The sequence below is a fragment of the Pseudomonas sp. NY15364 genome (genome assembly GCF_048068235.1).
Lineage (GTDB): Bacteria > Pseudomonadota > Gammaproteobacteria > Pseudomonadales > Pseudomonadaceae > Aquipseudomonas > Aquipseudomonas mendocina_D.
On the sequence record NZ_JBLUPX010000001.1, the window covers coordinates 1 to 19,673 of the forward strand.

Genomic DNA, 19,673 nt, shown 5'->3' on the forward strand with positions numbered 1-19,673 from the left:
GAGATGGCGATGGCCGTGCAAGCCTACAACCTCAAACGTGCTATTTCGGTACTCGGGGCACGCCGCATGATCGAGCTGCTGACCTGAGCGCTGCACTTTGCATCATTGCACCAGTAAAAACACAAACGCCCCGAATCAATCGAGGCGTTTGTATTGAACCGGTTCAGTTCAGAACGTTTTCACACAGTCTGTAGAAGCCGGCGTTTTGTTTTGCCCTGAGCGGTCAGCCGCGGATGTTGTAGATATCCTTCTCGTTGCTTTCCGCGTATTCGTACAGGCGCTTGAGATAGGCCTTCTGATGTTCCCAGACTTTGGTTGCCGCCGGATCGGCCGCAGCGCTGGCATCGACCACCTCGGCAGCCACTTCCTTCAGGCGTGCCAGGACTTCGTCCGGCAGGCGGCGAACTTCCACGCCGTCGGCCTTGAGCTGCTCCATGGCCTCCATGTTCTTGGCGTTGTAATCGTCGAGCATGTCGCCGTTGACGTCACGAGCAGCCGCGCGAACGATGGCTTGCAGATCTGCCGGCAGGGTTTCCCAGGCCTTGATGTTGACGTCCAGCTCGAACAGAACGCTCGGCTCCTGCCAGCCCGGGGTGTAGTAGTACTTGGCTGCTTTGTGCAGGCCGAGGGCCAGGTCGTTGTATGGGCCGATCCACTCGGTGGCGTCGATGGCGCCGGTCTGCATGGCGGTGAAGATCTCACCGGCCGGCATGTTGACCACGGTACCGCCCATCTTGGTCAGCACTTCGCCGCCCAAGCCCGGGGTACGCATCTTCAGCCCCTTGAAGTCGTCGACCGAGTTCATTTCCTTGTTGAACCAGCCGGCTGTCTGCACGCCGGTGTTGCCGCAGGCCATCGGCAACACGCCGAACGGCTTGTAGACTTCTTCCCACAGCTGCTGACCACCGCCACGGTGCAACCAGGCGTTCATTTCCTGAGCATTGGGGCCGAATGGCGAGGCGCAGAAGAACTGCGCAGCGGGAACCTTGCCTTTCCAGTAGTAAGGGGCACCATGACCCATTTCGGCGGTACCACGGGAGACTGCATCGAATACTTCCAGGGCCGGCACCAGTTCACCGGCTGCGTATACCTTGACCTTCAGGCGGCCGTTACTCATTTCATCGACCAGCTTGGCGAAGCGCTCGGCCCCGACGCCGACGCCCGGGAAGTTTTTCGGCCAGGAGGTGACCATCTTCCAGTTGAAGGTTTGGGAACTCGAACCCTCTTGAGGTGCTGCGGCGCTCTTGGCCTCTTCTTTACAGCCAGCCAGTGCGGTGGCTGCAAGGCCTACGCCCGCTGCGGCGAGTATGTCGCGACGTTTCATGCAATGCTCCTTTATTGTTGTATTGGTCTTACCACGGGATCGCCGGAGGTAGACCGGACGTGAATAACATAGGGGGTCGTGACTCACAAGCCTAGCTACTACGACTAAAGTTTTACGGGCATTGCTGCAATACCGGTAGCCTGCATAGAATCGCCGGCCTGCAGCCCATAAGGACGCGGGCGGCGTGATATGCAGCCAACAGGTTCGCTGTCCTGTCTCCTACTCATAACGATAAAGGACTCACTATGTCCGACAAGCCTTCATTTCCCCTCGCTCTTGCATACCTGATCGATGCCCTTAACAGCTGGTTCGGCAAGGCCTGCGCCTGGCTGACGGTTTTTCTGGTAATCGGCACCGCTGTCGTCGTGGTGCTGCGCTACGGCTTCGGCATCGGCGCTACGGCCCTGCAAGAGGCGGTGCTCTACGCGCATGCACTGGTGTTCATGGGTGCAGCGGCCTGGGTGCTGCAACGCAACGGACACGTGCGTGTGGACATCTTCTACCAGAAGTTCAGCGGCCGCCGTCAGGCGCTGGTCGAGATCTTCGGTAATCTGCTGTTCCTGCTGCCGGTCGCGCTGTTCCTCGGTTGGGCCAGTTGGGATTACGTCAGCAACGCCTGGTCGACTTTCGAAGCGTCAAGCGAATCTGGCGGCCTCAAGTTCGTCTACCTGCAGAAAAGCATCATCCTGGTACTGGTCGTCAGCCTGGTACTGCAAGGTATTTCCAATCTGATCAAGGCAATCTACGTCTTCAGCGGTCGCCTGCCAGCTCCGGAGGTGAAACATGGCTGAGTTGATGGCGATTCTGCTGTTCGTCAGTATTTGCGTGGCCTTGATGGCCGGCTTCCCGGTAGCGTTCACCCTGGCTGGCGTTTCCCTGCTGTTCGCCGCCATCGGTGTCGTCACGGGCACCTTTGATCCTGGTTACCTCAGCGCCCTGCCGAACCGCCTGTTCGGCATCATGAACAACCAGACGATGCTCGCCGTGCCGCTGTTCGTGTTCATGGGGGTGATGCTGGAACGCTCACGGGTGGCCGAAGACCTGCTCGAGTCCATGTCGCGCCTGTTCGGCACCCTGCGTGGCGGCCTGGCGATTTCCGTGTGCGTGGTCGGTGCCCTGCTCGCTGCTTCCACCGGTATCGTCGGTGCCACCGTGGTGACCATGGGCCTGCTGGCACTGCCGACCATGTTGCGCCGTGGCTATGATCCGGCCATTTCCACTGGCACTCTGGCTGCTACCGGCACCCTGGGGCAGATCATTCCGCCGTCCATCGTGCTGGTGCTGCTGGGTGACGTGATGTCCAGCGCCTATCAGCAGGCGCAGCTGAAGATGGGCATCTTCTCGCCGAAGACCGTCTCGGTTGGCGACCTGTTCGTCGGCGCTCTGCTGCCCGGTCTGTTGCTGGTCGGTCTGTACATCGTCTACATCATTGCCGTCGCCATCTTCCAGCCGAAGAAACTGCCGGCACTGCCGCAAGAAGAACTCGGCCCGATCGAATGGGGCAAACTGGGCAAGGCGTTGATTCCGCCGCTGATCCTGATCGGCGCGGTACTGGGCTCGATCCTGGCTGGCTACGCTACCCCCACCGAAGCCGCTGCGCTGGGCGCAGTAGGCGCGATGCTGCTGGCCTTCAGCAAGGGCAAGCTGAACTTCGGCCAGCTCAAGGAAGTGGCCTACGGCACCACCGAAATCAGTGCCATGGTCTTCATGATCCTGATCGGCGCGTCGCTGTTCTCCCTGGTGTTCCGCGGCTTCGGCGGTGAGGCGCTGATCGAGGATGTGTTCGCCCAGCTGCCAGGTGGTGTGCTCGGCGCGTTCTTCCTAGTGATGGTGGTGATCTTCCTGCTCGGCTTCATCCTCGACTTCATCGAGATCACCTTCGTGGTGGTGCCGATCGTCGGTCCGGTGCTGCTGGCCATGGGGCTCGATCCGATCTGGCTGGGCGTGATGATCGCACTCAACCTGCAAACCTCCTTCCTCACTCCGCCATTCGGCTTCGCGCTGTTCTATCTGCGTGGAGTGACACCGGCGAGCATTCCCACCAGTACCATCTACAAAGGTGTGGTGCCGTTTATCCTGATCCAGATTCTGCTGCTGGTGATCGCCTATATCTTCCCAGGGCTGATCACCTGGCTGCCGGAGCAGGTCTACGGCAAGTAAGTCTCGCTGGCTGGTTTGGCAAAACGCCCGTCCTCGTGATGGGCGTTTTGCTTTTTGCGTTGTCACACTATTGGTCATCTATCTCAACGAGAGGTCGTCATGAGCACCGCCCAAGTCGAACGCGTGGAACTGGATCAACTGGTCTGCTGGCGCATTCGTGCTGCCGGCAGCGAATTGCTGGTAGCCCAGCAGGGCGCGCAGATTCTCAGTTACCAGCAGGGTGAGCAGCCGCCGCTGATCTGGCTAAGCCCGGATGCGGCCTATAAGCGTGGCCAAAGCGTGCGCGGTGGTGTGCCGGTGTGCTGGCCCTGGTTCGGAGATCTGCGCCGCAATCCGCAGGCCGTGCAGGCGCACTATCACCTCGAGCAGGCGCCGGCCCATGGTCTGGTGCGTGCATTGGACTGGGAGTTGCTGGGCATCGACGAGGAGGACGACGCCGTCACCCTGCGCTTTGCCTACGACACACGCACTCAGCCGCTGGAGGGCTGGCCCAGGGATGTCGGCCTGACCTTCGTCGTGCGCCTGGCAGACGATCTCGGCATGAGCCTGGAAACCCATAATCGCGGTACGGAGCCGCTGACCCTGAGCCAGGCGCTGCACAGCTACTTCGCCGTCAGCGACGTGCGCCAGGTCAGCGTCGAGGGGCTGCAGGGCTGCCGCTATATCGACACCTTGCAGGACTGGCAGGAGCTGCGTCAGCAGGAAGCGCTGGTGTTCGATGCGGAGACCGATCGCATCTACTTCGACACCGCCGCGCGACTGAGCATCGTCGATCCCGGATGGGGTCGGCGCATCCATCTGGATGCTCGTGGATCACGTTCGGCTGTGCTGTGGAATCCCTGGGTCGACAAGGCCAAGCGCCTGTCGCAGTTCCCCGACGAGGCCTGGCAGAACATGCTTTGCATCGAGACGGCCAACGTGCTGGAAGACATCGTGCAGCTGAAAGCCGATGAGCGTCATCGCCTTGAGTTGCGCCTGTCCAGCGAGCTGCTAGCTAGTTAGCGCTGCCCTGCTGCTCCAGCGCCTGGCGAAGCGGCTCGGCGCTGGTAAAGGTCTGTTGCTGAACCAACTGCCCATCCTTTAGTTGCAACCACAGCACTTTGCCTTCCGCCGCCGGGTAGCGCGGAGCGATGCGGGCGTCGCGGTCGAGGAGGATGCGGTAGTTATAGTCGCGCATCTTCGGCAGGGCGAAGAGCGTGGCGATGACGCCGGGCATACGGCTGATGTCGGCGAGAAAGACCGCCTGGCGCTGTTCCAGATAGCCCTTGGGCTTGCCTTCCAGCGCAGCGTCGACCAGCTTGGCGCCGTCCATGTCGCGGGCCACCAGCAGGATCTGCGTCTCATCGTTCAGGGTGTAAGGCGCGTCGAACTGATCCAGCAGCGTCCAGGGCGCCAGGCGCTCGCCTGGCTCGAGGGCCAGTGCAGCGGTGGATAGCAGGCACAGCAACAGCAGGGCAGCAGCTTTCATGCTGGAACTCCTAGCAGGGACAGCGGGGGGTTAGAGGTCTTCGTCGGTCACCAGGCGCACTTCGCCCGCGTCCATGGCGTAGGCGGCGTCGGCCAGGTCATTGCTGATCTTCTCCACCTTGAGCGTGCCACTGACCCACAGCGGGGCGTAGATGTCTTCGAGCGCGATGCCCTTCGGATAGCGCACCAGCACCAGCTGGTTGGGCGGTGGTGGCGGCACGTGGATGCAGGCGCCGGGGTAAGGCACCAGGAAGAACAGGGTGCTGTTGCCTTTCTCGTCGTTTTCCAGCGGCACGGGATAGCCGCCCAGGCGGATCGCCTTGCCGTCGAGTTCGGGCACGGTCTTGGCGGAGTACATCACTGCCGGCAGATCCTGATCCTGCTGGCGCAGGCCGCCCTCGCTGTAGAAGGTGCTGTCGCCTTCAGGACTGTCGTGGCTGATCTCGGGCATTTCCTCGAGGGCCTTGCGGTCTTCGGGTGGCATCAAATCGAGCCAGTCGGTTTCCGGCAATTCGGCGTGGGCCAGGCCGGTACAAAAGAGTAGGGCGAGCAGCAAGTGGCGCATGGGGTATGGCATCTCGTGGCGGCGTAAACGAGGAGCCGACAAGTCGGCTCCTGGCTGGGCTTGTCAGCCCTTCTTGATCGCGCCGTAGATTACCAGCAGAACGATGGCTCCGATCACTGCGCCGATGAAACCGGCCGCCTGGCCAGCTTCGTAGATGCCCAGCGCCTGCCCGCCGTAGGTGGCGGCAATGGAGCCGCCGATGCCAAGCAGGATGGTCATGATCCAGCCCATGCTGTCATCGCCGGGTTTGAGAAAGCGTGCGACCAGACCGACGATCAGGCCGATGAAAATGGTGCCGATAATGCCCATTGGCGTATCTCCTTGATGAGTGCCGCGTGTGCGGCAGGCGCGTCATGAGACAAGTCAATGGGGCTATCAGTTCGCCTCGTCTGGCGGCAGAACGCCATAACGGCGGTAGATCAGGGCAACTTCGCCCTCTTCACGCATGCGTTGCAGCTCAGCGCCTAGGCGGTCATAGAGCTCGCGCCGGTCGCTCTGGTAGCGTTTCAGCGATGCGCCGAAGTGGTTGCCCAGTACCTGCTGGTGGGTGTAGTGCGCGTAGCTGTAGGCGCGAAAGTTCATGGCCTGGAATTGCGCCTCCATCGGTACGGCGTCGATCACCGCGATGGTGTCCAGGCGCCCAGCCCGGAACATCGCGGCCAGCTGCGCATCGTCGCTGGCATAGGCGCGGCCGAGCAGGTCATCGCTGTCGAAAGGTTCGAAATAGGACGTACCGCGTTTAACACCCAGAGACAGCTCGTACAGATCCGCGTAGCGGCTCAGCCTGGCTTCTTCCCCAGGGCGCACGACGAAGCGAACGTTCAGTTGCTGATTGCCGATGCTGGGCAGGTAGTGGATATAGGCGCGGCGCGCCTCGGTCATGAGCACGCGCGGCACCAGGTCAATGCGCCCCGAGCGCAGGTCGTCGAGGCTGCGCAGGAAGGGGGCTTCGCGCCAGTGCAGATCGATACCGAGGCGATGGGCGGCGGTTTCCAGCACGCTGATCAGCGGACCGCTGGGCATGCCGTCGACCGCGCGCATCTCCGGTGGACGCTCGCGAAAGTCGACCCGCAGCACATCGTCCGCAGCGGCGCAGGTCAACGCGAAGAGCAGAGGCAGTAAGGAAAGGAGACGTTTCATGGAGGGGCTCTTGAACGACCGCCGTCGTTCAAGAGCTTAGCTGCGATTCGCCCTTTCAGCTTCTACCGATCAGCGCCTGAACCGCCGCGATGCCGGTATCCAGGCTGGCGCGATCAGCACTGCGCAGCGTGGCGTGACCGACCTTGCGCCCGGCCTTGAAGGCCTTGCCGTAGTGGTGCAGATGGCAGTCGGCGATGCTGATCACCTTGTCCACCGGCGGTACTTCACCGATGAAGTTGAGCATGGCGCTCTCGCCCAGCTTGGCAGTGGAGCCCAGCGGCAGGCCGGCGACGGCGCGCAGATGGTTCTCGAACTGGCTGCACTCGGCGCCTTCGATGGTCCAGTGCCCGGAGTTGTGCACGCGCGGGGCGATCTCGTTGGCCTTGAGGCCGCCGTCCACCTCGAAGAACTCGAAGGCCAGCACGCCCACGTAGTCGAGTCGGTCCAGCACGCGACCGACGTAGTCCTCGGCCAGCGCCTGCAGCGGGTGATCGGTGCTGGCGATGGACAGGGCGAGGATGCCGCTGTCATGGGTGTTGTGCACCAGCGGGTAGAAACGGGTTTCGCCGTCACGGGCGCGCACGGCGATCAGCGACACCTCGCCAGTGAAGGGCACGAAGCCTTCGAGGATGCACGGCACGCTGCCCAGCTCGGCGAAGGCGCCGGTAACGTCTTCCGGCTTGCGCAGGACCTTCTGGCCCTTGCCGTCGTAGCCCAGGGTGCGGGTCTTCATCACCGCCGGCAGGCCAATGCTGGCTACCGCGGCATCGAGGTCGGTCTGCGACTGGATATCGGCGAACTCGGGGGTGGGGATGCCCAGCTCGCGGAACATGGATTTCTCGAACCAGCGGTCACGGGCGATGCGCAGGGCTTCCGCGCTCGGGTAGACCGGCACGAACTGCGAGAGGAAGGCCACGGTCTCGGCCGGCACGCTCTCGAACTCGAAGGTGACCAGGTCGACCTCGTCGGCCAGCTGGCGCAGGTGATCCTGATCGCCGTAATCGGCGCGGATATGCTCGCCGAGCGCCTGGGCGCAGGCGTCCGGTGCCGGGTCGAGGAAAGCGAAGTTCATGCCCAGCGGGGTGCCCGCCAGGGCCATCATGCGGCCCAGCTGGCCGCCACCGATCACGCCGATCTTCATTACTGCGCCCTCGGGTCCGGATTTTCCAGCACGGTGTTGGTCTGCTCTTCGCGGAACTGCTTCAGCGCCGCGTGAAACTGCGGGTGCTGGTGTCCGAGGATGCTGGCGGCGAGCAGGGCGGCATTGACCGCGCCGGCCTTGCCGATGGCCAGGGTGGCGACCGGAACGCCGGCCGGCATCTGCACGATCGACAGCAGCGAGTCGACGCCCGAGAGCATGGACGACTGCACCGGCACGCCGAGCACCGGCAGGTGAGTCTTGGCCGCGCACATGCCCGGCAGGTGGGCAGCACCACCGGCACCGGCGATGATCACCTGGATACCACGGGCTTCGGCCTCTTCGGCGTACTGGAACAGCAAATCCGGGGTGCGGTGGGCGGATACCACCTTGACCTCGTGGGGAATGCCCAGCCGATCCAGCATTTCGGCGGTGTGGCTAAGGGTGGACCAATCGGACTTGGAGCCCATGATCACGCCAACCAGTGCGCTCATCGTCGTGCCTCTTCTCTCGGGCGCCTCGCGGCGCGTCAAAAACCAACAAGCCACGCGGGCGGGCCAGCGTGGCTTGTCATGATTCGTTGGCCGGGTGCTGCCGGCCGAAGGCCGCGCAGTATAACGCAAAGCCGCCGCTGGCGGGCAGTGGCGACGACCGTTTGTCACGCCGGCCGTGACCATGCGGCAAAAACGCCTAAACCTTGCTCTGGAGCAATGCCGGCGTGGGCTGCGCGCGCACACTGGCCAGACACTCGCATGGAAGAGGAACAGCCTATGAATCAGACCATGAAAGCCGCAGTCGTCCACGCCTTCGGCCAGCCGCTGCGTATCGAGGAGGTGAAAACCCCATTACCTGGCCCGGGGCAGATTCTGGTGAAGATCGAAGCCTCGGGTGTATGTCACACCGACCTGCACGCAGCCGAAGGCGACTGGCCGGTGAAGCCGAGCCTGCCGTTCATTCCCGGCCACGAGGGCGTCGGCTATGTGGCGGCGGTCGGCAGCGGTGTGACTCGGGTGAAGGAAGGCGACCGTGTCGGCGTGCCCTGGCTCTACACCGCCTGCGGCTGCTGCGAGCACTGCCTGACCGGCTGGGAGACGCTCTGCGAGAGTCAGCAGAACACCGGCTACTCGATCAACGGCGGTTACGCCGAATACGTGCTGGCGGATCCGAACTACGTCGGCATTCTGCCGAAAACCGTCGATTTCCTGGAAATCGCGCCGATCCTTTGCGCAGGTGTGACGGTGTACAAGGGCCTCAAGGAAACCAAGGCACGCCCAGGCCAGTGGGTGGCCATCTCGGGCATCGGCGGTCTCGGCCACGTGGCCGTGCAGTACGCGCGCGCCATGGGCCTGCACGTGGTCGCGGTGGATGTCGACGACGCCAAGCTGGAGCTGGCGCGCAAGCTCGGCGCCAGCCTGACCATCAACGCGCGCAAGGAAAACCCGGCCGAGGTGGTGCAGCGCGATATCGGTGGCGCCCACGGCGTGCTGGTCACCGCGGTGTCCAACGCCGCCTTCGGTCAGGCCATCGGCATGGCGCGTCGGCACGGTACGGTGGCGCTGGTGGGCTTGCCGCCGGGTGACTTCCCCACGCCGATCTTCGACGTGGTGCTCAAGGCCATCAGCATCACCGGCTCTATCGTCGGCACCCGCGCCGATCTGCAGGAGGCGCTGGACTTTGCCGGCGAAGGGTTGGTCAAGGCCACGGTACACAGCGACAGCCTGGACAACATCAACGGCATCTTCGACCAGATGCGCGGCGGGCAGATCGAGGGGCGGGTGGTACTGCAGTTCTAAGACGGGGGAAATGGCCACGGATAGGCAATTTTCCTACAGAACGGACGCGGAAGAGCGCACAGATTGCTGCCGGACGGCTGGCTATACTGTGCGCCCTTCATCCGTACAAGGACGTGTCGTCATGAAACAGTACGTTTCGCTCGTTGCTCTCTCCCTGCTCTCTCTTCAAGCCGCTGCGCTGGATCTGGCCAAGCATCCGCAGGTCTTTGATGCCGGCCAGGGCGTCAGCCTGGCGCTGGCTCCTTCTGCCGACGGCAAGCAGGCGCTGGTGCAGGTCCGCGGCATCAACCACCCGCTCGACGAAGTGGTGTTCCTCACCGACGTTCGCGAGCTGGGCAACGAGCAGCGCGACTACGGCATCCGTCTCGATGGTCGTGACTACAACCTGTTGAACAAGCGGCGCGCCTGGAGCGGCGAGAACTACCAGCTCAACCTGCCGAACACTCAGGGCTTCGAGCTCAGCTACAACGAGGACAAGACCAAGGCGCTGAAGCCGAAGGATCTCCTGGCACTCTATGAAAAGCAGGAAAAGGATGGCCTGCAGGCGCGTCTGGCGGCCTTCGATCGCAAGCAGCGCCTGGCCGACTACAGCGCCCGCCTGCAGGAGATGGATAGCGAAGCTTCCAAGGCCTGCGGCACACCGCTGACGACCAAGGTCGACTGGAGCGCGATCAGCGATGAGCAACTGATTGGCCTCAGCGTGCCGAGCTTCTGCGGCGAGGTGGTCAATCAGATGGCCTATCTGTGCGGCAGTGATGACCGCTACAAGGCCGAAGCCAAGACCCTCAAGGGCGTCGATTGCCGCTTTGGCGAGGCGATGAAACTGCACGAGAAGGACGGTCAGCTGCAGTTCACCACCCATTCGGATGAAGCCAACCAGGGCGACTTCATCAACGCCATCCTGCGTAACCGTTGATCGTATCGGGCGGGCGTTGCCCCGCCCCTCGCGGCATATTTCTTGCGTTCTATTCTCAGTCTTCCCCCACGGAACGCATCATGCTGCACGCCTCGCTGACCACCCTGCACGTGGTTTCCCTGATCCTGCAACGCTTCGCCGACCAGCCCGAGTTGCGCCCGCAGTTGCTGGCCGGGAGCGGTATTGGTGCGGCTGATCTGGACAATGCCGACGCGCGCATCACCCGGGTGCAGGAGTTGCAGGTGTGTGCCAATGCCCTGGCCCTGCGTGCCGACATGGGGCTGGAGTTGGGGCGCAGCCTGCATGTTTCCTCCTATGGGCTGCTTGGTTACGCCGCACTCTCGGCTGCCACCTTTGGTGACGCCTGGCGCCTGCTGTTGCAGTACCCGGCGCTGCTCGGCACCTATTTTCGCCTCGATATGCAGGTGGAAGGCGAGCTGGCCTGGATCTGCGCCAGCGGCTATCGCGATGCCGAGGCGCTGGAAGTGTTCAACGTGGAGATGTGCCTGGCTTCGCTGAAACTGATCGGCGATGAGCTGCTGCGTCAGCCGCTGCCGCTGGAGGGTGCCGAGTTCACCTATGCCCAACCGCGCTATATGAAGCGCTATGCAAAGAGTTTTCCTTGCGCGCTGCGCTTCGAGGCGCAACGTAATGCCTTCGCTTTTCCTGCCGCGTTGCTGGAGCGCCGCCTGCCGCTGGCCGACAGCGTCACCCATGGCGATATGGTCGAGCGCTGCCGTCGCCTGAACGCGGAGTTCAGCAGCCGCCAGGCCTGGCTGGAGCGGGTGCGCCAGTTGCTCGCCGCACAGTTGGCCGAGCCGCCTGGGCTGGAGAACCTGGCGCAGCAGATGCACTGCTCGCCGCGTACCCTGCGTCGCCACCTGCAGGAGCTGGGCACCAGCTACCAGGGCCTGCTCGACGAGTTGCGCTTCGAGCGTGCCAAGGCACTGCTCAATGAGGAGCAATGGCCTGTGTACCGCATCGCCGAAGTGCTCGGCTTCAGCGAGACCGCCAGCTTCCGCCATGCCTTCCAGCGTTGGAGCGGCGTGCCGCCAAGTCGCTTTCGCGCCTGAGACGAGCGATGGCATTCGCGGCTGAAGCTGCTCCTACACACTCCGTAGGAGCGGCTTCAGCCGCGATAAAAGCTCGCCGCTAAAGCGCCTCCCACAAGTGTGCTCACTTCTCTGCTTGTACGTTGCGATACATCTGCAACCGCGCGGCTTCGTGCAGGCCACGGCTTAGCGCCAGCAGGCGCTGGAATTCCTCGGGGTGGCGTTCGGCGACGTTGTCGCGCGGCGTCGGCGAGCGCAGGTCGTGCAGAGTCGGCGAGCTGCCGTCGTGTTGCATCTGCACGAGGAAATCACGGGTCACCGCGCCGATCACCGGGAAGCTGCCTTCCTGCAGCACCAGCGGTACCACGCGCTCGCCTTCCGGCGCTGGCAGTTGCAGGTCACGACCGAGGCCGCCGTTGTCGAAGGGCACGCCGACCAGCCCGGCCACGGTCGGCAGCAGGTCGGCCAGGCCCACGGCTGCGTCGAACTCGCGCGGCGCCAACCATTTCGGTGCATGAATCAGCAGCGGCACGTTGTTGCTCTCCAGCCCCAGTTGCTCGAAGGCTGGCGCCATGTGCGGGATCTGGCTGATGCGGGTGTTGTGGTCGCCGAAGAAGACGAAAATGGTGTCGTCGTAAAAAACCTGCTCCTTGGCCAGCCCCATCAGGCGGCCGATGTTGAAATCCAGCAGGCGCACCGCGTTGTACTGCTCGACGCTGCGCGAGCCGGCCTGCTGCACCTGCTCCAGCGGCAGGTCGAGCACCTCGAAGCCGTCGTTGTCCTTGGGAATGGTAAAGGGGCGGTGGTTGCCGGAGGTTTGCAGGTAGGCGAAGAACGGCTTGTCCTTCGGCAGGGCGCCGAGAATCTGCGAACTCTCCTTGAAGAAATCCAGGTCGGAGATGCCCCAGACATCCACCTGTGGCGACTGCCAGTGGCGTTCCTCATAGAGCTGCACACCGTCGATGCTCTGGCGGATCAGCGCATTGATGTTGGCCCAGCCGGCGTTGCCGCCGATCATGTAGAACTTCTCATAGCCGTCGAGCGCATTGATCAGCGTGCGTTGGCGGGCGATCAGCGGGTTACGTGTGGCTGTCTCCTGGCGCGACACGTCGGGGATGCCGGTGATGCTCGCCCACACCGTCTTGGCGGTGCCGGTGACCGGCACGTAGAAGTGGCGGAAGAACCAGCTTTGCTGGGCCAGACGATCCAGGTTCGGCGTCGGGTTCAGCGGGTTGCCGTAGGCACCCACCGCACTGGTGCCGAGGGATTCGAGCATGACGAAAACCACGTTGGGCTGGCGCTCGGTCTGGATACGGTGCGCCTGCAGCGGCTGGTGACGGAAGAAATTCAACCCCTGCGCATCACGCTCGCTGACGCCCAGGTAATCGGCCACCACCTGGTAATGCTCGCGCGTGGCGGCCTCGTCGAAGGTGGCGGGTTCGAGCTTGAGGGTGTCGAAGAGAAACAGCGCCGGGTTGAGGCCGAGCGCGCCGATCTGGCTGTTGCCGCTGTAGAAGGCATCGCTCCAGCGCAGCGGCACCGGGTTCTCCAGATTCAGCGCGCTGGCGCGGCCGAGCAGGCCGAAGAACACCAGCACGCCCACCACTGCCGCACCGCCAAGGGCTGGCAGCACACCAACCTTGCCGCTGGCGGGGCGATCCAGGGTGGCGCGCTCCAGGCGCAGCAGCGCCCAGGCCCACAGCGCCACACCCAGCAGCCAGGTCAGGGTTATCCACAGCACCGGGTAGGTCTGCCAGAGCATGCCGGCGGAAATCTGTGCATCGCCGGCAAAACGCAGCACCGTGGCATTGAGGCGCACGCCCAGGTAGGCGTAGTGGCCGAAATCGATGATGTACAGCAGGCCCAGCGCCGCCACGGCCAGCAGCAGATAGCCGCGCAGCAGCCAGCGCACGGCGCGAAAACGCGCCAGGCGCAGCTTGGGCAACGCCAGCAGGATGCCCACTGGCAACATCAGCAGCAGGGCCAGACGCAGGTCGAAGCGCAGGCCGATGCCGAGGGTGGGCAGCACGTGCGGCTCGCCGATGCTGTCGACGGCGGAAAAGCCCAGCAGAAACAGCATGCGCAAGGCGGCGAAGAGTACGAACAGCAGCGCCGTGAGGCCTGCCAGGTAATGCAGGCGGCGGGATGTCAGCCAGCTCATGCGAGGTTCCTTGTCGGTCGGGCCAGCAGCCAGCGCACAGCGGCGCTGAGCAGCGCGCCCAGGCTATAGAGGGCCAGGTAGGGGTCGATCAGGTAGTCCCAATAGTTTTCCGAGGCGCCCAGGCGCAGGGCGAAGGCCAGGGTCGCCAGTATCAGTGCCAGGGCGCCGAGCCAGCTGCGCTGGATGATCAGCACCGCGCATAGCAGGCCCAGCACCAGCAGCATCGGCCGCGGTTCGAAGCCGAGCTGGTAGGGGTCGGCATAACTCAGGCCCAGTGCTGCCGGGTAGAGCAACACGGCCAGGCCGGCGAACAGCGCCAGGCTGGCCAGGCGATCACCGGCGCTGGCAGGTGGCACGCCGAAGCGGATCAGGGTCGCCCAGCCGAGTAGCACCAGGCTGGCCACCGACAGGTCGCCGATATAGGTGCGCAACTGCAGCGCCAGGCTAATGCCTTGCGCTGGCACCAGGCTAAGCAGCAGGCAACCCGCCAGCAGAATGCCGTGTTGGGATTTATTGCGCGTCAGCCGCGCAAGGATCAGGAACAGCAGCAGGGTAAAGGCCAGATGCGGCAGCCAGAAGTCAGTCATGCGGGCGGCGCTCCGACAGCCAGGCCTCGTTGAAGGCCAGGTGCTTGATGAACATGTCGTTCCACGAATAGACGAGGTGGTAGGTGCCCTCGCGGTCGCGGGTGAAGTAGGGGTATTCGTAGTCGAAGGTGCAGCCGTCGGCGCTGCACATGCGTGCCGTTACCTGTTCGAGAAAGCGCGCCTGCAGCTCGGGTCTGCCGCCGCTGGCGCGATATTTCTCGCTGACCACGTTAGGGAATTCGTCGTGCGAGATCGGCTCGCCCCAGGGGTTGGGCGTCTCGTCCAGCTCGCCCAGGGTGCGCCAGTTGCCCAGCTTGGCGTCGGTGGCGTAGAGAGTCAGGCGGAAACGGCCGTCCTCCAGGTCGTTCATCGCCACCAGCAGGCTGCCGTCGGGGCGGCCGACCGCTGCCAGGGACGAGTTGGGGTTGCTCGGCTCTACCGGTTTTGGCCGGCTCCAGCTACGTCCGGCATCTTCGCTGTAGCTGGCCAGCACGCGGTGATGCGCTTCGCCGGCATAGCGCAGCAGGGCCACGGCGCGGCGTTCGTCCAGCGTCACCAGGGTCGGTTGCAGAGAATCTCGCCCCTTGTCGATGCGGTACTTGCCCAGCACTTCGCCAGCGGCGCTCAGATGCAGGTACTCGGGAAACTTGCCGAGAAACTCGTGATACACCGGCAGGCCGATGCTGCCGTCGGCGTGGAACACTGGCGCGGCGCGCACCAGCGTGCTGATGTTGAGGAAGGGGCTGGTGACGAGCTGGCGGGGCGCCGACCAGGTTTCACCGAGGTCGTCGGAGACCATGGCGTTGACCGCGCTGCCGGCCCAGCCGCCGAGCGACACCGAGACGTAGAACAGCCACAGGCGATTGTCCGGCGCCAGGCTGATCACCGGGTTGCCCAGCTTGCGGATGTGCTTGCCGACCGCGCGCTGGGTGGCCTCTCGGGTGGCCAGTACGCGCTCGGCGCTCCACTGGCCGCTGGCGGCATCGAAGCGCGCAGCGCGGATCTGCACATCGGCGGCGCCTTCGCGGCTGCCGGCGAACCAGGCCGCCATCAGATCGCCGCCGGGCATGCCGGTGATGGAGGCGGAGTGAACGAAATCCTCCAGATCGGAAGAGGCGAAGTGCGCGGCCAGGGCCGGTGTCGCATCGGCTGCGGGTGGCGTCGGCTGGTTGGCGAAGGGTGCCAGCGCATGCGGCGCGGCGCCGAGCCAGGCCCAGACGAACACCGTGGCAGCGCCCAGCAGCAGGGCGCAGGTCTTGAGGGTCGAGGTCATGTTCGGTGGTTCAGGGGTGTCTGGGCGAAGCCAGGTGCGAGCTGGCGACTTCTTCTACCGGGCGGGCATCGACCGGGTCGTAGTAGATCTCCAGCTTGCGGCCGTTGGCATCGAAGCCATAGATCTCGTAGCAATTGCCGGGGGTGATGCGGAACTTGGTGATCTGCACGCCCTGGCGCTTCATCTGCTCGCGGAACTGCGACTCGGGCATCCAGGCGCTGCGGTCGGGGCGGGCACAATCGGTGTCGGCCAGCAGCGGCGTAGCGCTGAACAGCAGCAGGCCGCCCAGGGCGGTGCGGGCTAGGTGGTGCATGGCGAGGCTCTCGTCACGAGGCGCCGGCCACCAGGCCCGGCGCCGGGCTGCGATCAGTCTTCGATCTCGGTCTTCACGGCCTTGCCGCTGACCGGGTCGTGGTAGATCTCCACCTTGCGGCCTTCCTTGTCGAAGCCGTAGATCTCGTAGCAGTTGCCGTCGGTGACCTTGAACTTGTTGATCTTGTAGCCATCGGCCACCAGCTTGGCCTGGAACTGCTCGGGGTCTTGCCAGGTGGAGCGCTCGGCCGTGGTGCATTCGGTCTTGGCGAAGGCCGGCGCGGCGCAGGCGAGCAGGGCGGAAACTAGCAGTAGACGGCGCATGGTGAGGCTCCTGATGGGGTTCGGAGCCGTCACCTTCGGCGCACAGGCTTAACGAAAGCTTAAGGCTCACACCCCGTTACATCTTGTCGGCGAGCATCCGGGTGGCAGCGCAAATTGGCCATTTCGATCCCCTTTTGGCCGTTGCCAGCGTTCTCGACGCTGGCCGAGCAGGCGAACAATGCAGGCACAACAACGAGCCTGGAGCGCTTTGCATGCTCACCTACTACAGCGACGACCACCACCTGCACCATGGCAAATGCGAGCTGATCGACGGGCAACTGATGCCCTGTTTCGAGAAGCCGCAGCGCGCCGACCACATCCTCGCCCGCGTGAAGAACCGCCGGCTCGGCGAAGTCCGCGCGCCCAAGGATTTTGGCCTGGCGCCCATCGAGCGCATCCACAGCAAGGCCTACCTGGAGTTCTTTCAGGGCGCCTGGGCGCGCTGGCAGGAACAGGGCGGCAAGGGTGATCTGCTGCCCTTCACCTGGCCGGCGCGCACCCTGCGCACTATGATCCCCAACGACCTGCATGGCCAGCTCGGCTACTACAGCTTTGACGGCGGCGCACCGATCACCGCCGGTACCTGGCAGGCCGCCTACAGCGCTGCCCAGGTCGCGCTAAGCGCCCAGCAGGAAATTGCCAATGGCGCCCATAGCGCCTTCGCCCTGTGCCGTCCGCCAGGCCACCACGCTGCCGGCGACGTGATGGGCGGCTACTGCTACCTGAACAACGCCGCCATCGCCGCCCAGGCCTTCCTCGACCAGGGCCGCAAGAAAGTCGCTATCCTCGATGTCGACTACCACCACGGCAACGGCACCCAGGACATCTTCTACCGGCGCAGCGACGTACTGTTCGCTTCGATCCACGGCGACCCGGCCGAGGAATTCCCGTTCTTTCTCGGTTACGCCGACGAACTGGGCGAGGGCGCCGGTGAGGGCTGCAACTTCAATTACCCGTTGCCGATGGGCAGTTCCTGGGACACCTGGAGCGCGGCGCTGGAGCAGGCCTGTCAGCGCATCGCCGACTACGGTGCGGAAGTCGTGGTGGTGTCGCTGGGCGTGGACACCTACATGGAAGACCCGATCTCGCAGTTCAAGCTCGACAGCCCAGATTACCTGGCCATGGGCCGGCGCATCGCCGCGCTGGGCCTGCCGACGCTGTTCATCATGGAAGGCGGCTACGCGGTGGAGGCCATCGGCGTCAACGCGGTCAACGTGCTGGAAGGCTTCGAAGGCGCCTGATCGGCGATCAAATCTGCCAAAACAAGAGCAACATTTCAGGGGTGAGAAACGATGAAAGCCATCAAACAGATGCTCGGCGTCGCCCTGTGCAGCGCCACCCTGCTCAGCGGTGCGGTACAGGCCAAGGAGCTGCGCGTATACAACTGGGCCGACTACATCCTCCCGGAGGTGCCCAAGGACTTCCAGAAGGAGTCCGGCATCCAGATCACCTGGGACACCTTCGAGACCAACGAGGCGCTGGAGGCCAAGCTGCTTACCGGCAACTCCGGCTATGACCTGGTGATCCCCTCCAACCAGTTCCTCGAAACCCAGATCAAGGCCGGCGTATTCGCCCCGCTGGACAAGTCCAAGCTGTCCAACTGGAAAAACCTCGACCCGGCGCTGCTCAAGCTGCTGGAGAAGAACGACCCGGGCAACCAGTATGGCGTGCCCTACATGTACGGCACCGTGCTGATCGGCTACAACCCGGACAAGGTCAAGGCTGCGCTCGGCGATGATGCGCCGGTCAACAGCTGGGATCTGGTGTTCAAGCCCGAGTACATGGAGAAGCTGAAATCCTGCGGCGTGGCCATGCTCGACTCGCCCACCGAGATCATCCCCATCGCCCTGCACTACCTGGGTCTCGACCCCAACAGCACCAACCCGGCCGACTATGACAAGGTCACCGAGCTGCTGCTGAAAGTGCGCCCCTACGTGGCCTACTTTCACTCTGCCAAGTACATGACCGACATCGCCAACGGCGACATCTGCGTGGCCATCGGCTATTCGGGCAGCTTCTACCAGTTCGCCAACCGCGCCAAGGAGGCCGGCAACGGCGTGGTGATCAACTGGCGTCTGCCGAAAGAAGGTGCGCCGATCTGGTTCGACACCTGGGCCATCCCCAAGAGCGCGAAGAACGTCGACGAAGCCCACGCCTTCATCAACCACCTGCTCGAACCCAAGGTGATCGCGCCGATCAGCGATTTTCTCGGCTACCCCAACCCCAACGTGCCGGGCATGGAACTGGTGGGCGCGGAGATCGCCGACGATGCCGATCTGACGCCGACGCCGGAGCTGCAGAAGTCGCTGTACGTGGTGCAGCCGCTGCCGCAGAAGATCGAGCGCGTGCGTACGCGGGCGTGGACGTCGATCAAGTCGGGCAAGTGAGCCTCAGCGGTTTGGCTCGAGCATAAAATCTCGCGGCTGAAGCCGCTTCTACGGGGTGTGTGATGCTCTGTAGGAGCGGCTTCAGCCGCGATTGCTTTAACTGAAGAGTGCGCTCAGCCGCCCACCTCGCCCGTCTCCAGCTTGCGCCACAGCAGGCGCACGGCCGCCTTGCGCGACATGCCCCAGCGATACAGGCGGATCTCCAGCGGGATATGCCAGTGTTCCTTGCCGCAAATCACCAGCTCGCCACGGGCCAGCTCGGGGCTCATCGATAGCCGTGGCACCCAGGCTACGCCAAGGCCTTGCAGGGCCATGGCCTTTAGGCTGTCAGCCATGGCGGTTTCGTGCACGGTGGTCGAGCGCAGGGCGCGCTGGCGCAGCAGCAGGTTCACCGAGCGGCCGAGGAAGGTGCCGGCGCTGTAGGCCAGCAGCGGGACGCTCTGTCCGGTGTCCAGGTCGAACAGGGGGGCGCCTGTTTCATCTGCGGCGCATACCGGCAGCATTTCGCTGTAGCCCAGGTGCAAGGACGGGAACATGTCCGGCGCCAGCTGCACGGCGGCGTCCTGGTCGTGGTAAGCGAGGATCAGGTCGCAGGTGCCCTCACGTAGCGAGTGCACCGCTTCGCCGACGTTGGTCGCCACCAGGCGGGTGCTCAGCGGCAGGCCATCGCGGCGCAGGCGGGCGATCCATTCGGGAAAGAAACCGAATACCAGCGAGTGCGCCGCTGCTATCTGTAGCGCTTCGCCCTGTTGCCCTTCGAGGTGATGCAGGTGACGCACCACCTCACCCAGCTGTTCGACCATGCTGCGCGCAGTGAGCAGGAACAGCTGGCCGGACTCGGTCAGCTCCACCGGCGTGCGCGAGCGGTTGACCAGCGTCAGCCCCAGCGCCGACTCGAGGCTACGGATACGTCGACTGAACGCCGGCTGGGTAACGAAGCGTTTCTGCGCCGCCTGGGAGAAGCTGCGGGTAGCGGCGAGGGTGACGAAGTCTTCCAGCCATTTGGTTTCCAGGTTCACGGGTGCGTCCTTTGCTCAATATCGGCTTATGCACACGTTTGGTGCATCTTTGCGG

Annotated in this window: 21 protein-coding genes; 8 read left to right on the forward strand and 13 right to left on the reverse strand. The window is 64.0% G+C overall.

Annotation, left to right across the window (positions count from 1 at the left end):
- Positions 1-223: 223 nt before the first annotated feature.
- Complete coding sequence (locus tag ACNFCJ_RS00005; RefSeq protein ID WP_143505002.1) at positions 224-1,324, reverse strand: TRAP transporter substrate-binding protein; 1,101 nt, start codon at positions 1,322-1,324, stop codon at positions 224-226.
- 245 nt (positions 1,325-1,569) lie between these two features.
- Here ACNFCJ_RS00005 and ACNFCJ_RS00010 point away from each other — a divergent pair, with 245 nt between their 5' ends.
- The 3 genes from ACNFCJ_RS00010 (at position 1,570) to ACNFCJ_RS00020 (ending at position 4,486) form a co-directional block, all read left to right on the forward strand.
- On the forward strand, positions 1,570-2,115 hold the full coding sequence (locus tag ACNFCJ_RS00010) for a TRAP transporter small permease subunit (RefSeq protein ID WP_004422912.1): 546 nt from the start codon (positions 1,570-1,572) through the stop codon (positions 2,113-2,115).
- Entirely contained in the window at positions 2,108-3,484 is a 1,377-nt protein-coding gene (locus ACNFCJ_RS00015) for a TRAP transporter large permease (RefSeq protein ID WP_074859838.1), read from the forward strand. The genes ACNFCJ_RS00010 and ACNFCJ_RS00015 overlap by 8 nt, the downstream gene beginning before the upstream one ends.
- Before the next feature lie 99 nt (positions 3,485-3,583).
- Positions 3,584-4,486, forward strand: a complete 903-nt coding sequence (locus ACNFCJ_RS00020) for a D-hexose-6-phosphate mutarotase (RefSeq protein ID WP_416769081.1) — start codon at positions 3,584-3,586, stop codon at positions 4,484-4,486.
- Here the strand turns inward: ACNFCJ_RS00020 and ACNFCJ_RS00025 are convergent.
- The 6 genes from ACNFCJ_RS00025 to purE all read right to left on the reverse strand — a co-directional run bounded on the left by ACNFCJ_RS00025 (position 4,479) and on the right by purE (position 8,288).
- Positions 4,479-4,952 (reverse strand): FAD/FMN-containing dehydrogenase, encoded by a 474-nt coding sequence (locus ACNFCJ_RS00025; protein ID WP_416769082.1) that lies wholly within the window; start codon positions 4,950-4,952, stop codon positions 4,479-4,481. The two genes, ACNFCJ_RS00020 and ACNFCJ_RS00025, sit on opposite strands and share 8 nt — an antisense overlap.
- Before the next feature lie 30 nt (positions 4,953-4,982).
- Positions 4,983-5,516 (reverse strand): DUF3299 domain-containing protein, encoded by a 534-nt coding sequence (locus ACNFCJ_RS00030; protein ID WP_416769084.1) that lies wholly within the window; start codon positions 5,514-5,516, stop codon positions 4,983-4,985.
- Between the two features lie 63 nt (positions 5,517-5,579).
- Complete coding sequence (locus ACNFCJ_RS00035) at positions 5,580-5,825, reverse strand: GlsB/YeaQ/YmgE family stress response membrane protein (RefSeq protein ID WP_024306226.1); 246 nt, start codon at positions 5,823-5,825, stop codon at positions 5,580-5,582.
- Positions 5,826-5,891: 66 nt separating this feature from the next.
- Positions 5,892-6,656 (reverse strand): substrate-binding periplasmic protein, encoded by a 765-nt coding sequence (locus ACNFCJ_RS00040; protein ID WP_416769086.1) that lies wholly within the window; start codon positions 6,654-6,656, stop codon positions 5,892-5,894.
- A 55-nt stretch (positions 6,657-6,711) separates the two neighbouring features.
- Positions 6,712-7,797: a 5-(carboxyamino)imidazole ribonucleotide synthase gene (locus ACNFCJ_RS00045; protein ID WP_416769088.1), complete on the reverse strand. Its 1,086-nt coding sequence runs from the start codon at positions 7,795-7,797 to the stop codon at positions 6,712-6,714.
- Complete coding sequence (purE, locus tag ACNFCJ_RS00050) at positions 7,797-8,288, reverse strand: 5-(carboxyamino)imidazole ribonucleotide mutase (protein ID WP_416769089.1); 492 nt, start codon at positions 8,286-8,288, stop codon at positions 7,797-7,799. The genes ACNFCJ_RS00045 and purE overlap by 1 nt, the downstream gene beginning before the upstream one ends.
- Before the next feature lie 276 nt (positions 8,289-8,564).
- Here purE and adhP point away from each other — a divergent pair, with 276 nt between their 5' ends.
- From adhP to ACNFCJ_RS00065, 3 genes are all read left to right on the forward strand, one after another.
- Complete coding sequence (gene adhP, locus ACNFCJ_RS00055; RefSeq protein WP_416769091.1) at positions 8,565-9,587, forward strand: alcohol dehydrogenase AdhP; 1,023 nt, start codon at positions 8,565-8,567, stop codon at positions 9,585-9,587.
- A 121-nt stretch (positions 9,588-9,708) separates the two neighbouring features.
- Positions 9,709-10,503, forward strand: a complete 795-nt coding sequence (locus ACNFCJ_RS00060; protein WP_416769092.1) for a hypothetical protein — start codon at positions 9,709-9,711, stop codon at positions 10,501-10,503.
- 80 nt (positions 10,504-10,583) lie between these two features.
- The gene (locus ACNFCJ_RS00065; protein ID WP_416769093.1) at positions 10,584-11,576 is read left to right on the forward strand and encodes an AraC family transcriptional regulator; all 993 of its coding nucleotides are present in this window, start codon (positions 10,584-10,586) and stop codon (positions 11,574-11,576) included.
- A gap of 103 nt (positions 11,577-11,679) precedes the next feature.
- Here the strand turns inward: ACNFCJ_RS00065 and ACNFCJ_RS00070 are convergent, their stop codons facing one another.
- From ACNFCJ_RS00070 to ACNFCJ_RS00090, 5 genes are read right to left on the reverse strand one after another with little or no spacing between them, the layout of a single operon-like run.
- Positions 11,680-13,716 (reverse strand): LTA synthase family protein, encoded by a 2,037-nt coding sequence (locus tag ACNFCJ_RS00070; protein WP_416769095.1) that lies wholly within the window; start codon positions 13,714-13,716, stop codon positions 11,680-11,682.
- On the reverse strand, positions 13,713-14,303 hold the full coding sequence (locus ACNFCJ_RS00075) for a hypothetical protein (RefSeq protein WP_416769097.1): 591 nt from the start codon (positions 14,301-14,303) through the stop codon (positions 13,713-13,715). Before ACNFCJ_RS00075 ends, ACNFCJ_RS00070 begins: the two co-directional genes overlap by 4 nt.
- A complete protein-coding gene (locus ACNFCJ_RS00080; RefSeq protein ID WP_416769099.1) occupies positions 14,296-15,576 on the reverse strand; it encodes a sialidase family protein in 1,281 nt (426 codons plus the stop codon). Before ACNFCJ_RS00080 ends, ACNFCJ_RS00075 begins: the two co-directional genes overlap by 8 nt.
- A gap of 10 nt (positions 15,577-15,586) precedes the next feature.
- Positions 15,587-15,889 carry a PepSY domain-containing protein gene (locus tag ACNFCJ_RS00085; protein WP_416769100.1) on the reverse strand — a complete coding sequence of 101 codons (303 nt, stop codon included), beginning with the start codon at positions 15,887-15,889 and terminating at the stop codon, positions 15,587-15,589.
- Positions 15,890-15,942: 53 nt separating this feature from the next.
- Complete coding sequence (locus ACNFCJ_RS00090) at positions 15,943-16,212, reverse strand: PepSY domain-containing protein (RefSeq protein ID WP_416769101.1); 270 nt, start codon at positions 16,210-16,212, stop codon at positions 15,943-15,945.
- Positions 16,213-16,424: 212 nt separating this feature from the next.
- Between ACNFCJ_RS00090 and ACNFCJ_RS00095 the strand changes: the two genes are divergently transcribed.
- Both ACNFCJ_RS00095 and ACNFCJ_RS00100 read left to right on the forward strand, forming a co-directional pair.
- Positions 16,425-17,453 (forward strand): histone deacetylase family protein, encoded by a 1,029-nt coding sequence (locus tag ACNFCJ_RS00095; protein ID WP_416769103.1) that lies wholly within the window; start codon positions 16,425-16,427, stop codon positions 17,451-17,453.
- 51 nt (positions 17,454-17,504) lie between these two features.
- Positions 17,505-18,599, forward strand: coding sequence for a polyamine ABC transporter substrate-binding protein (locus ACNFCJ_RS00100; RefSeq protein WP_416769104.1), 1,095 nt, complete (start codon positions 17,505-17,507; stop codon positions 18,597-18,599).
- A gap of 113 nt (positions 18,600-18,712) precedes the next feature.
- Here the strand turns inward: ACNFCJ_RS00100 and ACNFCJ_RS00105 are convergent, their stop codons facing one another.
- A complete protein-coding gene (locus ACNFCJ_RS00105) occupies positions 18,713-19,618 on the reverse strand; it encodes a LysR substrate-binding domain-containing protein (protein ID WP_256834053.1) in 906 nt (301 codons plus the stop codon).
- Positions 19,619-19,673: the final 55 nt, after the last annotated feature.